Raw genomic sequence first — 13,994 nt, 5'->3', positions numbered from 1 at the left:
GGGGCCATTTGTGATGGGTCTGTTATGAATCCCCACCTGTCCGCAATCTGTTTACTAAGTATACTTACGATGTCGGGGTTTAAGTCTATGGTCAGGTGGCAGCCCGGCAGCCACGGTGTGAACATAACGGCAAACAGGAGAGATCATGACAAGCATGAGTTCCGACGGTCGCGCGGTGGACCGGACCAACATTCAAAAGGTAACCCTTGCAGTGGGTGCAGTCTTCCTCTTGGTGGGCCTCCTGGGATTCATTCCAGGCATCACCACCAACTACCAGGCCCTGGGTTTCGCCGGACATGGTTCGGAAGCGCTGCTGCTGGGCATTTTCCAGGTGTCGGTGCTGCACAACATCGTCCACCTGCTCTTCGGCGCGGCCGGCATCGCGATGGCCCGCAGCGCCGTGCAGTCCAGGAATTACCTGGTGGGAGGCGGTGCCATCTACCTGGTCCTCTGGATCTACGGCCTGCTGATCGGCAAGGACACCGCGGCGAACTTTGTCCCGGTGAACACCGCGGACGACTGGCTGCACTTCGTCCTTGGCGTGGCAATGGTTGGCCTGGGAGTCGCCCTGTCACGGGGCACCGCCCGCGCGGGACGCCCCACCACTGCCACCAGGTAAGCACCAAGCACGTCAGCAACACAGCACAGACAACTGCAGGCGGCCCGGCACCAGCTGGACCGCCTGCGGTTTTCCGTGGACTGTATCCGGGAGGTCAGGCCGGCTGGAACGGACCGATGGTCAGCAGCGTGATTTCGGCGTTGCTGCAGGCGCGCGTGGGCTGGGCCAGGAACAGGGATTCGGTGTCCTCGGGCGGGTAGATCCGGTAGCCGGCGGCGTCCACCATGGCGCAGTCCGGGTAGTTTCCGGCCTGGGTGTAGCGCAGCACGGCGGAGCCGGTCTGGCCGGGGGCCAGGACAACGTCGGCCGGTGCGGAGGTTTCATCGCGGGTGGCGGGCGCGCCGATGGGGGCGCCGGCGCCATCCGCTGCCAGGGAGACGCCGGCAAAGCCCTGGAGGATGCACGGTTCTGCGCCGGTGTTGGTGAGGTTGAGCTTCATGTAGACACTGCCGGCCGCCCCGCCCCCCGACGCATCGGTAGCAGCCGTAAGCCCTGCCGCCTTGCAGCGGGCAGGTGCCCCCGGCGCCGCGGTCTCTGAGCCGGTGGGCGTGCCGGCGGACGACGGCGGTGCCGACGTAGTGGGAGCGGCGGACGTTGCGTCCGGGCTGGCTGAGCTGGTGCCTGCCGGCGGAGTCGTCTGTGCCTGCGACTGGCCCGGACTGCAGGCACTGAGCATCAATGCCGCCGACGCGGCAGCCGTGGAAATGACCAACCCCTGGAAAATTCGCTGAGACCTCATGGCACCACCTTCGCCGCAGCAGGAGCCCGCGTCAACGACGCCACGAGGCCGTACGGCATTTTGATGCCCGGATCGTGATGATCCGGGCATCAAGGCGGACTACTTGCGCCGTGCAGCGCTCCGGACGAACGCCGCGCCGCCCAGCACCAGCCCGCCGACCCCCGCCGCCAGGCCCGCCCAGCTGCGCGCGTCGGCACCGCCATCTGCACGTGCCGCTGCGCCGCCGTCGGCGACTGCTGCGGCGTGCTCCGTCCCGGGGCCGCCGGCGCCGGCCGCCCCGGTGATGGTGACCGACGGCGCGGGAGCCTTCAGGGAGTGCGGGTCCTGGCCGTCCTTCGCGATCTCGGACCAGTCGGTCTGCCCTGCCTCGCAGGTCTGGAGGGTGGGGAAATACAGCGTTGTTCCCGCCGCATCGGGGAGTTTGACGGAGAGGACCAGGGTGTCCCGGAGCTGGTGCTCCAGGGGTGTTTTGGCTGTGTAGACCACCTGGCTGGTCCGCTTGGTGATTGAGGAGCCGTCGGCGAGCTTCCGGGGCTCGGCGAGCTGCTCGGTCACCTTCTCCGCCGTCCAGTTGGGGTTGACGGTGGGCTGGGCATCGTTCAGCTCCGCAGGGAGCGTGATGGCCACCTTGGTGGTACCCGATCCGTCGCAGCCGTGGGGGACCGCGAAGGTGAGCAGGGCGTAGGAGTTGGCCGAGGTCTTGTCCGGCGTTACGCCGACATGTGCGGCGGCACCGCCCGCGGCCGCCAGCAGGAGCATGGCAGCACCTCCGGTTGCGGCGGAAGTTTTCAGGGCACGGCGAAGGAATGGGGTGTTCATGGGTTGCCTTTCTGGCGCACGCCGGAACGGCCGGGGTGCGTAGGTTTTCGGGGTCCGCGCCGGAAGGATCCGGCGGGGTCAGGAGGAAAGCGCGACGGCGGAAGGCGGGCCGCGCCGGCTGTCCTGCCGAAGGTTGCGCCAGGGACGCAGCGGCACGGCGAAAGGTGCGAAAGGAAACAAAGGCGCGGCGCCGCCGTCGCACGCTGCCGGCCGGGGGAGCGCCACGAGGGGCCGAAGCCAGGCAGCAAGCGCCCACAGTGCGTCCTCGCCCTTGGCGAGAAGGAGCGCGGACCCCAGCGTCGCCAGGATGTGGGCCGCAAGCATCAGCGGGCCGGCCGCTGCCCCGGCCCCCGAGATGTGGTCCAGCGGCAGCGCAGCGGTTCCGGCCAGGTGGCTGCCGTGAGCTGCCGTGGCGCCGGATTCGGCGGCGGCTGCGGGGATGCTGAAGGCACCAAAGACCTCATGCAGCGCCAGCTGCCCGGCACCCAGGAGCGCCATGACGGCGGGGAAACCCAACCGCAGGCGGGCGGCTGTGGTGCTGCCGAGTGCAGTCAATGCCAGCACTGCCAGCATGACGGTGGGGGCCGGCAACGCGCCGCCGCCCGCCAGGTGTGCTCCGGCGGCAAGGGTCAGGATGGCGGTCGCCATGGCTGAAGACCGGAGGAAGTGGAAGGGGACGCGGGTACGAAGCGCATCCACGGATGGTCCCCTTCCGGCCTGAAGTCAGTCGTACAAATTGTATCCGGGGCCTGCCCGCGCCTGTGGCGGCAGGGGAGGTGCAGCCCTGAGCGGCGGCCATGTACCGCCTCTTCAGGGCCGGGTTAGACTGCCTGCGTAACTGTTGGCGATGTTGAGGAGAAGTTCATGGACTACACCGGAAGCCAGTCAGAAAAGGTTGTTCCCGCTGGTGAACTTGGCCGCAGCCACATTGGCCAGACGATCAGCTTCCAGCCCAACGAGTTCACCATCGTCTTTGGAAAGCTCGCGGGAATCGCCCGCACGGAGGCGATGGTCTACCTGTCCCTGACGGGGGTCGGAAACGGCACGCACCTGAAGGATGAATACGACCTGCCGCTTACCCACGACGTTTATGTGCCCGTGGACGTCATCACGAACGCTGAGTCCACCATCAAGGACCTTTTCGGCAAGGTGCAGGAAAACCTGCGCGGCGCGGGCCACAAGGGCGAGGACAAGACGGACCGGCTGTAGCAGGCAGCCGGGATCAGGCCCGAGCAGGCCCCGTGGAGGCCCGCACCGTAAGGTGCGTGGGCATCACGGCAAGCTGCCGGCTCGAGCGGCCTGGAACAGGATTCAGCTGGGAAAGCAGCATGGATACAGCCACCCGGCCGGCCTGCTCGATGGGACTGGAAATGGTGGTCAGCGGGGGGTTGCAAAAATCTGCGCCGAAGATGTCATCCGAGCCGACGATGCTGATGTCCTCCGGTACGCGGATTCCGCGCTCGCGAAGCCGTTGGAGCATTCCGATGGCAAGAAGGTCATTGAACACGATGCACGCCGTGGCGCCGGTGCGCGCGGCTGCGTCTGCCGCGGCTGCGCCCGAGGTTGTTTTGGGCGTGTAGGGGCCAATGCGGTGGGTTTCCATGCCGCGTTTGGATGACTCCTCCTCAAAGACTGTCCACCGTGCCCGGTTGGACCAGGATGTTGGCGGGCCGCTGACGTAGCAGACGCGGTGGTGGCCCAGGGACGCCAGGTGCTCCAGGGCCTGGATGATCGCGGAGGGCGTGTCGATGACAACCGTTGGAGCGCTGGTGGACGCCCGGTTGATTGTCACCAGCGGCTGGGTCTCGGAGACCTCGGCCAGTTGCGCATCAGTCAAACGGGAGGCTGCAAGGATGAACCCGTCAGCAGACCGCCGCATTTTGTGGAGCGCTTCAAGCTCCATTTCATTGGACTCCTCGGTATCTACCAGCAACTGCGTATACCCCGCAGCCTTGAGCTGGTGCTGGGTGCCCCGGATGATGTCGAAGTAGAACGGGTTGGTAATGTCCGGCACCAGGACGGCGACGGCGTTGGTGCGCCCTGAACTGAGTCCCTGTGCCTGTGAGCTGGGCACGTAGTTCAGCTGAGCGGCCGCTGCTTCGATGCGTTCCCTGGTGTGGCGGTTGACCCGGTCCGGCTTGGAGAGGGCCCGCGAAACCGTTGATGTGGCCACCCCCGCGAGTTGGGCGACGTCCCGGATTGTTGGGAGTTTTTCCGCGCCCGCGCGGCCCTCCGGTGCCCCCTCCGTGCGAGCTCCCGGCGTTGTTGCAGTCATTGGCCCAATCCTTTCGTGCCGAGAAGGCGCCCGGTCCTTCATCCGCGGTGGAGTGGCCGTACCTCAATGGAAACATCTTTTGGCAACTTTTGGCAACCGCTTGCCGCATGTGTTGCCGCTCCCTAGACTGGGTTTCGAATCGCCTGCAGTGATGTGCGCCACTTGACGTTGTGGCCATGTGGGTGTCCAAGAGGAGAAAACAATGAGGTTTAAATCGTCTTCCGGGCTCGCGGCTATCGTTACGGCTGCGGCATTGGCATTGACCGGCTGCGGCGGCGGCTCCGGCACTACTGATTCGTCCACCAGCGCGGACGGAAAGGTGGACGGAACGGGCAAGACCCTCAACGTCCTCGTCGGTGTCTTGAGCCAGTACCCGGAACAGCAGAAGCAGTGGCAGAGCGACATCGCGGCAAAATTCAAGGCTGAAACCGGTGCCGACGTGAAGTTCGAGACCTTTGCCTCGGCCAACGACGAACTGACCCGCATCCAGACCTCAGTGGTATCGGGGCAGGGCCCGGACATCTACGGACTGGGCACCACCTTCACGCCGACTGCCTTCGCCACCAAGGCATTTGTCACCCTGTCCGACGACGACTGGAAGAAGGTGGGAGGCAAGGAACGGTTCAACAAGGCTGCCCTGGGGATCTCCGGGCCGGACGAGGAGCACCAGGCCGGCATTCCGTTCGTCAGCCGCCCCTTCGTGATGGCGTACAACAAGGAACTGCTGGCCGCCGCCGGAATTGAAAAGCCGGCCACTTCGTGGGATGAGCTTGCGGAGCAGGCGAAGAAGATGACCAAGGACGGCACCTACGGCCTGGCCACCGGCTACAAGGACAATTACGACCCCTGGAAGTTCATCTGGGCGATGTCCGTCCAGGCCGGCAACCCGATCGTGGACGGCAACAAGCTCAAGCTCGACGACCCCACCGTCAAGAAGGCCTACGAAACCTACTTCGGCTGGCTGACAGAGGACAAGATCGTTGACCCGGCTTCCGTGGGTTGGAGCAACAGCAACGCAGTCGCGGCCTTTGCCAGCGGCAAGGCCGGTTACCTGATGATGACCACCTCAAGCTCCCTTCCCACCCTTGAGAAGTCGGCCGTTGCGGGCAAGTACGAGTACGCACTGATGCCTACGACCCCTCCGGGCGAGTCCAGCTCCAAGAACGAGGACGCAGCGAGCATCCTGTCCGGCGACAACCTGGTGGTAGCGGACTACTCGAAGCAGAAGGACCTGGCCTTCGCGTACATCAAACTCATCACCTCAAAAGAGGAACAGCTGAACTACCAGAAGATCTTCGGCGACCTGCCGGCCAACGCCGAGGCCCTGGAGGAGCTGGGCGGAAATGCGAAGCTCAAGCCCATCACGGACGCAGCTGCGAAGTCCAAGGCGACGCCGTTCACCGGAGCCTGGGGCGACATCCAGTTGGGCCTGCTGAACGTCACGGTCCAGTCCGTCCCTGACCTTGCCGCCGGCAAGGTGGACAGTTCTGCCCTTGAAGCACGGATCAAGGACTCCCAGAGCAAGGGCCAGGCCTCCCTGGACCGGGCCTCCAAAGGATAAATTGTGATGTCAACTGACGCATCCAACGAAGTCCGGCTTGCGGCGGAGTCCGCCGCAAGCCGGGCGGCCCGCTCGGCCGCTGACACCGCCGGCCAGGACACCGCCGGCACAGAGCCGGGCGGGCAGAAGAGCCCGCGCCGCAAAGGCCTCAGCGAACGAAACCGCCCACTGTGGATGCTGATCCCGGGCGGGGTACTGATGATCATCATCATCGTCGTGCCGCTGTTGCTGGGCATCTTCATGTCCACCCTCAACCTGGACCAGTACACACTCCGCAAGTGGATCAGTTCGCCCTTCATCGGCGTCGAAAACTTCGTCGAAGCACTGACGTCCTCACCCCTCCTCCACGCCACCTGGCTGAGCGTCAGCTACTCGCTGCTGGCAATGGTCGTGACCCTTCCGCTGGGCATAGCCGCCGCCGTCGCCACACAGAACGCGTTCAAGGGGCGGGCCGTGATCCGGTCCATCTTCCTGATCCCCTACGTGCTTCCGTCGTTCGTGGTGGCGACCGTCTGGCGCACCATGTTCCAGCCGGACGGCATCGTGGACAAGGCCCTGGGGACTGTCGGCATCGAGGCCGGCCTGTGGCTGAACGGACCGCAGACCTTCTGGACGCTGGTCCTGGTCCAGATCTGGGCTTCCTGGCCCTTCATCTACCTGCTCGCACTCTCCGGGCTGCAGTCCGTGGACCATGAGGTCCATGAGGCCTCAGCCCTGGACGGCGCACTGTGGTGGAACAAACTGCGCTACGTCATTTTCCCCTACCTCAAGGGGCCGCTCTCCCTCGCTTTCCTGATCGGCATGCTGCACCACATCAACAACTTCACGCTTCCCTATGTCCTCTTTGGAGTTCCGGCCCCGGCCGACGTGGAAGTGCTCCCGATCCTTACGTACGTCACCAGCTTCCAAAGCTTCCGTTTCGGGCTGAGCGCTGCCATGGCTTTCGTTTCCCTGGTCCTGATCGCCATTCCGCTGTTTGTCTACCTGCGCGCCGTCAAGCTCGACGACGCCGAGTCACCTGGAGCCAAAAAATGAGCACCTCCACTGCCACCAGGCGGAGTCAGGCCACCGCGGACATTCCACGTCCGGGATCGAAGAAACAACACGAAGTCCTGCGGCTGCTCCCGGGGCCTTTGCTCACCATCATTCTCGTGTTCCTCGGTGCCCTCGTCCTGATCCCCGTTTTCTACATCTTCCTTGCGTCCGTTAACTCGGACATCGGCGTGGCCAACGGAGAGTTCTGGCCCTCAAGCTTCACCCTGGAGAACTACTCGAAGATCTGGACCAGCGTGGGACTGGCCACCGGACTTGCCAACAGCGTCCTCGTGGCAGGCGCAACAGCCGTTGTTTCGGCAGCGTTGTCCGTCTCAACCGCGTTTGTCCTGGTCCGCTACAGCTTCCGGGGCCGCCTCACCATCCTGCGCGGCCTCCTTGCGCTGCAGTCGGTGCCGGGAACCCTGATGGTGCTGCCCGTGTTCGTCCTGTTCTCTTCGGCCGCCACCTACTTGGGAATCCAGGTCATCGGAACCCAGTGGGGACTCTTTGTCACCTACCTGACGTTCGCCATGCCGTTCTCCACCTGGGTCATGGTGACCTACCTGCGCGGGCTTCCCCGGGAACTTGAGGAAGCAGCCAGGATCGACGGCGCCAGCAACGTGGGTGTCCTGTTCAGGATCATCCTGCCGCTGAGCTGGCCCGGCATCGTGGTGTCCGGCATCTTCGCCTTCCTGCTCGGCTGGAACGACGTCCTGTTCGCTTCCGTCATGACCCGGCCCGAAAGCCAGACCGCGGCTGTGGCACTGCAGATCTTCGGTGCGTCCCAGGAAGGCGGCGCCATCCCGTTCTACGGCCAGATGATGGCTGCGGCCCTCGTATGTGCCGCCCCCGTGGTCATTCTTTACCTGATTTTCCAGCGTTATCTAGTGGGCGGACTTACCGCCGGAGGAGTTAAGTAACCATGGTTCCAGCCACCCAGGTCTCGTGGGCCCTGTCCGGATTCGGCGACGAAATCGACGACGACCCCGCGGTGCAGATCGCGGTGCTGCAGGCACTCGGTGCCAGTTACATCGAAGTGCGCAGCGCGTGGGGCACCAACATCGTGGACCTGTCCGATGACCAGCTCGCGGAACTCGCGGGGCTGCTCAAGGAAAAGGGCATGCAGGTTTCCGCGATTGCCTCGCCGATCGGCAAGGTGGACGTCAGCCTCCCCGTTGAACACGAAGTGGAGCGGCTGCGGCGGGCAGCCAATGCTGCCAAAGTCCTGGGTGCCAAGTACATCCGGATCTTCTCCTTCTACTACGGCGAATCCGTTCCGGTGGACAGCATCCGTGACGCGGTCATCGAGCGGATGAGGGCGCTCGCCGCTGTTGCCGAGGAAGAGGGCGTGGTCCTGCTGCACGAGAATGAAAAAGACATCTTCGGGGACGTTCCGGACCGCGTGCTGGACATCATCGAAAGCGTGAACTCACCGGCGCTGAAAGTGGCGTGGGACGCAGCCAACTTCGTGCAGGTGGGCGTGAAGCCCTTTGACGAGGCCTACGCGAAGCTGCGCCCGCACCTGGAATACCTCCAGGTCAAGGACGCCCTGTTCTCCAACGGACATGTGGTCCCCGCAGGCGAAGGCGACGGCGACCTGCTGCGCACCGTCGAAGCGCTTAAGGCTGACGGCTTCACCGGCTTCGCCTCCCTGGAGCCGCATCTTGCCGGGGCCCACGGCCTTGGCGGATTCTCCGGTCCCACGGCCTTCGGTATTGCTGCCCGGGCCTTTGCAAAAGTCACAGCGGAAGCAGGAGTGCAGACAGTATGAGTGAGACGTTGAAGGTTGCCATCACGGGTTGCGGCGTCATTGGGCGGACCCACGCGGTTGCCCTGCAGGAGTTCCCCGGCGCCAGCATTGTGGCGCTGGTGGATGCGGTCCCGGACGCCGCTGTTGCCCTTGCGGACTTCATCGAAAAGAGCGGACGCCCCAGGCCCTCCGTGCACGCGTCCCTTGCGGACGCCTTCGCCGCCGCAGACATCGACCTGGTGGCGCTGGCCACCCCCAGCGGCCTGCACATCCAGCAGGGCCTCGAAGTCCTGGCTGCCGGCAAGCACGTTGTCATCGAAAAGCCCCTCGACGTGGACCTGAGCCGCGCCCAGGAGATCGAGGCGGCAGCGAATGAAGCCGCACGCCGCGGCGTAGTCGCTTCCGTCATCAGCCAGCACCGCTTTGACCAGGCCAGCGTTGCGGTTGCCGATGCCGTGGCAAAAGGCCGGTTCGGCCGGCTGACGTCCGCCATCGCTTCTGTTGCCTGGTGGCGCGGGCAGGGCTATTACGATTCCGGTGACTGGCGCGGCACCTGGTCAATGGACGGCGGTGGCGCCTTGATGAACCAGGGCGTCCACACGGTTGACCTGCTGCTGTGGTTCATGGGCCGCCCGGTTGAGATCCACGCGCACACGGCCCGCCTGGCACACGAACGCATCGAGGTGGAGGACACCGCCGTAGCTACCGTGACGTTCGAAAACGGCGGCCTGGCAGTACTGCATGCCACCACCGCCGCATACCCGGGCCTGACAGTGCGGGTACAGCTGATGGGCTCCGAAGGCTCCGCAGTGGTGGACAACGACCAGCTGCACTACTTCCACGCCAAGGACGCCGGCGGCCCTTCCGCGGACATGGGGCTTCAGGGCGGCGGCAACCAGGCCCGGGAAGAACTCGCCAAGTACCCGGCAGAGGATTACGAGGCCAAGGACCCCACGGTGTACCCGGCCGGACACATCCGCCAGTACCGCGACATCCTCGGGGCCATCACCGAAGGCCGCCAGCCCGGGGTCACGGTGAGCGATGCAGTCAATGCCCTGGCCGCCGTGCGTGCCGTCTATGTCTCCGCCACGCTCAACCAGGCGGTCCTCTTCGACGACGTCCTGGCCGGCAAGTACAACGACCTGGAGGTCCGCACGGGCTCCACTGCGACAGAAAGCGCCTGAAGCGATGAAATTTTCAGTATTTACAGCCTCCACGCCGGACTGGACCCCCGAGGAAGCCGTGAGCCACCTTTCGGGCCAGGGCTGGGACGGCATCGAGTGGCGGATCACGGACCAGGCGGAGGCGCCCGAGCCAGGTTTCTGGGCCGGCAACAAAGCGACGATCCCGCTCACTGGACTCGAAGACAACCTTGGGCGGGTGGCAGCCATTACCCGCGACGCCGGGCTGGAGTTCTCCGGAATCGGCGGCTATGCGCGCTGTGACAACCACGACGACGTCGAGCGCATGCTGGCAGCTACGGCCGCCTTGGGCGCGGGCCAGGTCCGCGTCACTACGCTTCCGCTGGGAACGGCGGCGTGGGGTAACGAAGGACCGAGCGGGATTCCTTATCCTGCCCTGTTTGAGGCAGCCCGCCGTGACTTCGAGTGGGTGGCTGAACGGGCCGCCCACCATGGCGTCAAGGCACTGGTGGAACTGCACCACCGCACCATTACCGCATCCGCGTCCTCGGCGCGGCGCCTGCTGGAGGGCCTCGACCCCCGGCACGTGGGGGTCATCCACGACCTCGGCAACCTGCTGATCGAAGGCCAGGAAGACTACCTTCCGGCCTTCGAACTGCTGGGCGAATACCTGGCACACATCCATGTCAAGAACGCCGTCTGGGTCCGCCAGGACGCAACGGACGAATCAGGTGCCGCCGTGTTCAGCAACGAATGGGCACCGCTGCAGTCCGGACAGGGAAGCGTCCTCGAATACTTCAAGGCGCTCGCGGCCCATGGCTATGACGGGTGGGTCACGGTGGAAGACTTCTCCACGGAGTTGCCCCTTGCCGAACGTACTGCCGGCAATCTCGACTACCTGCGGCGTACGGCGGCCCTCGCCGGGCTCACCGCAGGGGCCGGGGCGCGTTGACGCCATGGCACATTCAATGGCAGCCCACCCCGACCGGCTCCTGCCCGCAGACCCCGGCGTTCGGGAGATTGCCCGTTCGCTCTACAGCCTGGTGGCCGGCCTCCCGATCATCTCCCCGCACGGACACGTTGATGCCGCCGTCATCGAACAGAACCTGCCCTTTCCGGATCCCGCCGCGCTCCTGGTCACCCCGGACCACTATGTGACCCGCTTGATCCATGCCGGCGGCGTCCCAATGGACCAGCTGGGCCTTGGCGGCTCCGCTGCAGGCTCCCGGCAGGTCTGGCGCAACTTTTGTGCCGCGTGGCCGCAATTTGAGGGCACGGCCTCGGGGTACTGGATCCGGCAGGAATTCGAGCACGTGTTCGGTTTGCATGAGGAGCCCACCGCCGAAAACGCCGACAGGATCTACGACGCGATCTCGGCCAAGCTTGCCGAACCAGGCTTCAGGCCCCGGCAGCTGTTCAAGGAATTCAACATCGAGGTGCTCGCCACCACCGACGATCCGCTGGACACACTGGACAGTCACGCGGCCCTGGCCAAGGACCCGGCCTTCGCCAGCCGTGTCCTGCCCACCTTCAGGCCGGACCAGTACCTCAACATTGCCCATCCGGCCTGGCAGGACAATGTGGAGCGGCTCATCGCTGCCGGTGGAGGCGGTTCGGGGTACGCCGGCTACATCACCGCGCTGGAATCTCGGCGGCGTCACTTCGTCGAAAACGGGGCGGTATCCGCCGACCACGGCGTCCGTACGCCGGCCACCCTGAAGCTGGACCGCTCCGACGCGGAACGGCTGTTCGAACGGGCGCGTGCGGGGAACACGACCCCGGAGGACCGCGACGCTTTCGAAGCCCACATGATCTACGAGATGGCACGGATGTCCGTGGAGGACGGGCTGGTCATGACCATCCACCCGGGTTCGTACCGCAACCACCACGGGCCCACGTTCGAATCATTTGGCGCGGACACGGGCCACGATATTCCGTTCGCGATCAACTACACCGAGGCCATCCGGCCCCTGCTCCAGGACTTCGGCACGGCCAAGGACTTCCACCTGGTGCTGTTCACCCTGGACGAGACCGTGTTCTCGCGGGAGCTGGCGCCGCTGGCGGGGTTCTACCCGTCTGTCTACATCGGCGCCCCGTGGTGGTTCCTGGATGCGCCGGATGCGATGCTGCGGTTCCGGTCCGCCGTCACGGAAACTGCCGGTTTCTCGCGCTCCTCGGGATTCATCGACGACACACGGGCTTTCTGCTCCATCCCGGCACGCCACGACACGTCACGCCGGATCGAGTCGGCCTTCCTGGCACGCCTGGTAGCCGAGCACCGCATCAGCGAAGAACGCGCCCGCGAACTGATCGTGGACATCGTTGACGGTTCGCCGAGGAGGGTCTTCAAGCTGTGAGCATTGAACTGCCACCACAACCAGGGTCCGCCGCCGGGGACCTTCCGCAGTTGAACCGCCGCCTGCACCAGTTAGCCAAGGCTCCAGTGCGGATTGTCCACCTTGGCCTGGGCGCCTTCCACCGCTCCCACCAGGCCTGGTACACGCAGAAGGCGTCCGATGCCCCGGACTGGGGCATCGCAGCCTTCACCGGCCGCCGTCCCGATGCTGCTCTGGCCCTCGCTGAGCAGGACGGCCTGTTCACCCTGGTGGAACGTGCTGACGACGGCGACTCCTACACCGTCGTCGGCAGCATTGTGGAGGCCGTGGACGGCGCCGACGTGCAGCGCCTGGCGGATCTGGTGGCCGCCCCCGGTACCGCCGTCATCACCCTGACGATCACGGAAGCCGCCTACGGCATCGGTTCCGGCGGCAGGCTGGACCTCACCGCGCCTGGCGTAGCTGCCGACCTTGCCGTGCTCTCCTCCGGCAAGGGCCAACCGACGACGCCGCTGGGCCGCCTCGTGTTCGCCCTCGCCGCCCGCCGGGCTGCTTCTGCTGGACCGCTCGCTGTGGTCTGCTGCGACAATCTCGCCAACAACGGCACCATTGCACACCATGCCGTCACGGGCATGGCCGAGGCCTGGGATGCGGACCTGGCCGGATGGATCGATGCCAACGTCAGCTTCGTCAGCACCTCGGTGGACCGGATAACACCGCGCACCACTGACGCCGACATTGCGGCCGTCCAGGCCGCCTGCGGGTATCGGGACACCTCTCCCGTGGTGGCCGAGCCCTTCGCCAACTGGGTGCTCAGCGGGGACTTTCCCGCCGGGCGTCCGCACTGGGAAGATGCCGGCGCGGTGTTCGTTGACCACATCGAACCCTATGAGAACCGCAAACTCTGGCTCCTGAATGGTGCGCACTCCCTCCTCGCCTACGCCGGCCAGCTCCGTGGCCATGCCACCGTCGCGGAAGCCTTGGCGGACCCGCGCTGCCTGCAGGCGGTGGAGAGCTTTTGGGACGAGGCGGAAACCAACCTCACGGAACAGGAGGGTGACGGGGTCGACCTGCAGATCCCGGCCTACCGCGCGGCCCTGCTGGCGCGGTTCCGCAATGCCCGGATTGCCCACCACCTGGCGCAGATCGCAATGGACGGCAGCACCAAGCTGCGCATGCGTGCCGTCCCTGTTTTGCAGGCGGAGCGTGCCGCGGGACGCTCGGGAGCAGCCGCCGCGCTGATGATTGCTGCGTGGATGGACTACACGGCCGGCGGCGCGGTCCAGGATCCGCTCGCGGGCGAGGTTGCCGCAGCCAACTCACTCCGGGGCAGGGAGCGGATCCGTGCCCTCCTGTCCTTGGTGGATCCTGCCCTCGCCGGGGACACCGGCGCAGTGGACCTGGTTGAGGGCCTCTGCGGGACGTTTGAGCCGCGGACTGTCCCGCGGTAGTTGTGCAAAGCACGCACATCTGCCCGGTTCCCGGAGAGATTCGGGGACTGGGCCGTTGTCGCCGCCCCGCCGCCGCGGAACCTGGCGCCGCGGATGCCGCGGCCGCCAAACAGCCGGCAACCACCGGCTGAGCCCCTGCCAATCCACCAAGTACCGCTCCATCGATTAAGAAAGCCTGGATCTGTTGTGAAAATCATTGCTGCCGATGTGTTTGTGACCAGTCCCTCCCGTAACTTCGTGACGCTGCGGGTCACCACGGAGGATGGT

At 65.5% G+C, this 13,994-nt stretch carries 14 protein-coding genes and 1 pseudogene; 11 read left to right on the top strand and 4 right to left on the bottom strand.

Annotated elements, in window-relative coordinates; all coding sequences use genetic code 11:
- Window positions 1-154 precede the first annotated feature (154 nt).
- Window positions 155-619, top strand: a complete 465-nt coding sequence (locus U7114_RS13910) for a DUF4383 domain-containing protein (RefSeq protein ID WP_323057676.1) — start codon at window positions 155-157, stop codon at window positions 617-619.
- 94 nt (window positions 620-713) lie between these two features.
- On the opposite strand, the pseudogene U7114_RS13905 reads toward U7114_RS13910, so the two are convergent.
- Window positions 714-1,064, bottom strand: a pseudogene (locus tag U7114_RS13905) (DUF4232 domain-containing protein); the annotation flags it as partial.
- Between the two features lie 55 nt (window positions 1,065-1,119).
- Between U7114_RS13905 and U7114_RS13900 the strand changes: the two are divergent.
- Window positions 1,120-1,350, top strand: coding sequence for a hypothetical protein (locus tag U7114_RS13900; protein ID WP_323057800.1), 231 nt, complete (start codon window positions 1,120-1,122; stop codon window positions 1,348-1,350).
- Window positions 1,351-1,457: 107 nt separating this feature from the next.
- Here U7114_RS13900 and U7114_RS13895 read toward each other — a convergent pair whose 3' ends face one another.
- A complete protein-coding gene (locus U7114_RS13895; protein WP_323057675.1) occupies window positions 1,458-2,177 on the bottom strand; it encodes a YcnI family protein in 720 nt (239 codons plus the stop codon).
- A gap of 78 nt (window positions 2,178-2,255) precedes the next feature.
- Window positions 2,256-2,876, bottom strand: coding sequence for a hypothetical protein (locus U7114_RS13890; RefSeq protein WP_323057674.1), 621 nt, complete (start codon window positions 2,874-2,876; stop codon window positions 2,256-2,258).
- A 165-nt stretch (window positions 2,877-3,041) separates the two neighbouring features.
- On the opposite strand from U7114_RS13890, the gene U7114_RS13885 reads away from it, so the two are divergent.
- Window positions 3,042-3,386 (top strand): hypothetical protein, encoded by a 345-nt coding sequence (locus tag U7114_RS13885; protein ID WP_157239215.1) that lies wholly within the window; start codon window positions 3,042-3,044, stop codon window positions 3,384-3,386.
- A gap of 13 nt (window positions 3,387-3,399) precedes the next feature.
- Here U7114_RS13885 and U7114_RS13880 read toward each other — a convergent pair whose 3' ends face one another.
- A complete protein-coding gene (locus U7114_RS13880) occupies window positions 3,400-4,452 on the bottom strand; it encodes a LacI family DNA-binding transcriptional regulator (protein ID WP_323057673.1) in 1,053 nt (350 codons plus the stop codon).
- A gap of 202 nt (window positions 4,453-4,654) precedes the next feature.
- Between U7114_RS13880 and U7114_RS13875 the strand changes: the two genes are divergently transcribed.
- Genes U7114_RS13875 through U7114_RS13840 form a run of 8 tightly spaced genes read left to right on the top strand, consistent with a single transcriptional unit; the run spans window position 4,655 to window position 13,727 of the window.
- A complete protein-coding gene (locus U7114_RS13875) occupies window positions 4,655-6,013 on the top strand; it encodes an ABC transporter substrate-binding protein (protein WP_197432423.1) in 1,359 nt (452 codons plus the stop codon).
- A 6-nt stretch (window positions 6,014-6,019) separates the two neighbouring features.
- Window positions 6,020-7,048, top strand: a complete 1,029-nt coding sequence (locus U7114_RS13870) for a sugar ABC transporter permease (protein ID WP_323057672.1) — start codon at window positions 6,020-6,022, stop codon at window positions 7,046-7,048.
- Window positions 7,045-7,968: a carbohydrate ABC transporter permease gene (locus U7114_RS13865; RefSeq protein ID WP_323057671.1), complete on the top strand. Its 924-nt coding sequence runs from the start codon at window positions 7,045-7,047 to the stop codon at window positions 7,966-7,968. The genes U7114_RS13870 and U7114_RS13865 overlap by 4 nt, the downstream gene beginning before the upstream one ends.
- 2 nt (window positions 7,969-7,970) lie before the next feature.
- Window positions 7,971-8,819 (top strand): sugar phosphate isomerase/epimerase family protein, encoded by an 849-nt coding sequence (locus U7114_RS13860; protein WP_321215314.1) that lies wholly within the window; start codon window positions 7,971-7,973, stop codon window positions 8,817-8,819.
- Window positions 8,816-9,982: a Gfo/Idh/MocA family protein gene (locus U7114_RS13855; RefSeq protein ID WP_157239205.1), complete on the top strand. Its 1,167-nt coding sequence runs from the start codon at window positions 8,816-8,818 to the stop codon at window positions 9,980-9,982. Before U7114_RS13860 ends, U7114_RS13855 begins: the two co-directional genes overlap by 4 nt.
- Before the next feature lie 4 nt (window positions 9,983-9,986).
- On the top strand, window positions 9,987-10,892 hold the full coding sequence (locus U7114_RS13850; protein ID WP_323057670.1) for a sugar phosphate isomerase/epimerase: 906 nt from the start codon (window positions 9,987-9,989) through the stop codon (window positions 10,890-10,892).
- Window positions 10,893-10,896: 4 nt separating this feature from the next.
- Window positions 10,897-12,297 carry a glucuronate isomerase gene (uxaC, locus tag U7114_RS13845; RefSeq protein ID WP_323057669.1) on the top strand — a complete coding sequence of 467 codons (1,401 nt, stop codon included), beginning with the start codon at window positions 10,897-10,899 and terminating at the stop codon, window positions 12,295-12,297.
- Window positions 12,294-13,727: a mannitol dehydrogenase family protein gene (locus tag U7114_RS13840; protein WP_323057668.1), complete on the top strand. Its 1,434-nt coding sequence runs from the start codon at window positions 12,294-12,296 to the stop codon at window positions 13,725-13,727. Before uxaC ends, U7114_RS13840 begins: the two co-directional genes overlap by 4 nt.
- The last annotated feature ends 267 nt before the right edge of the window (window positions 13,728-13,994 follow it).

This window comes from Pseudarthrobacter sp. C1 (assembly GCF_034720455.1).
Lineage (GTDB): Bacteria > Actinomycetota > Actinomycetes > Actinomycetales > Micrococcaceae > Arthrobacter.
This window is presented reverse-complemented; position numbering and strand designations above follow the sequence as displayed.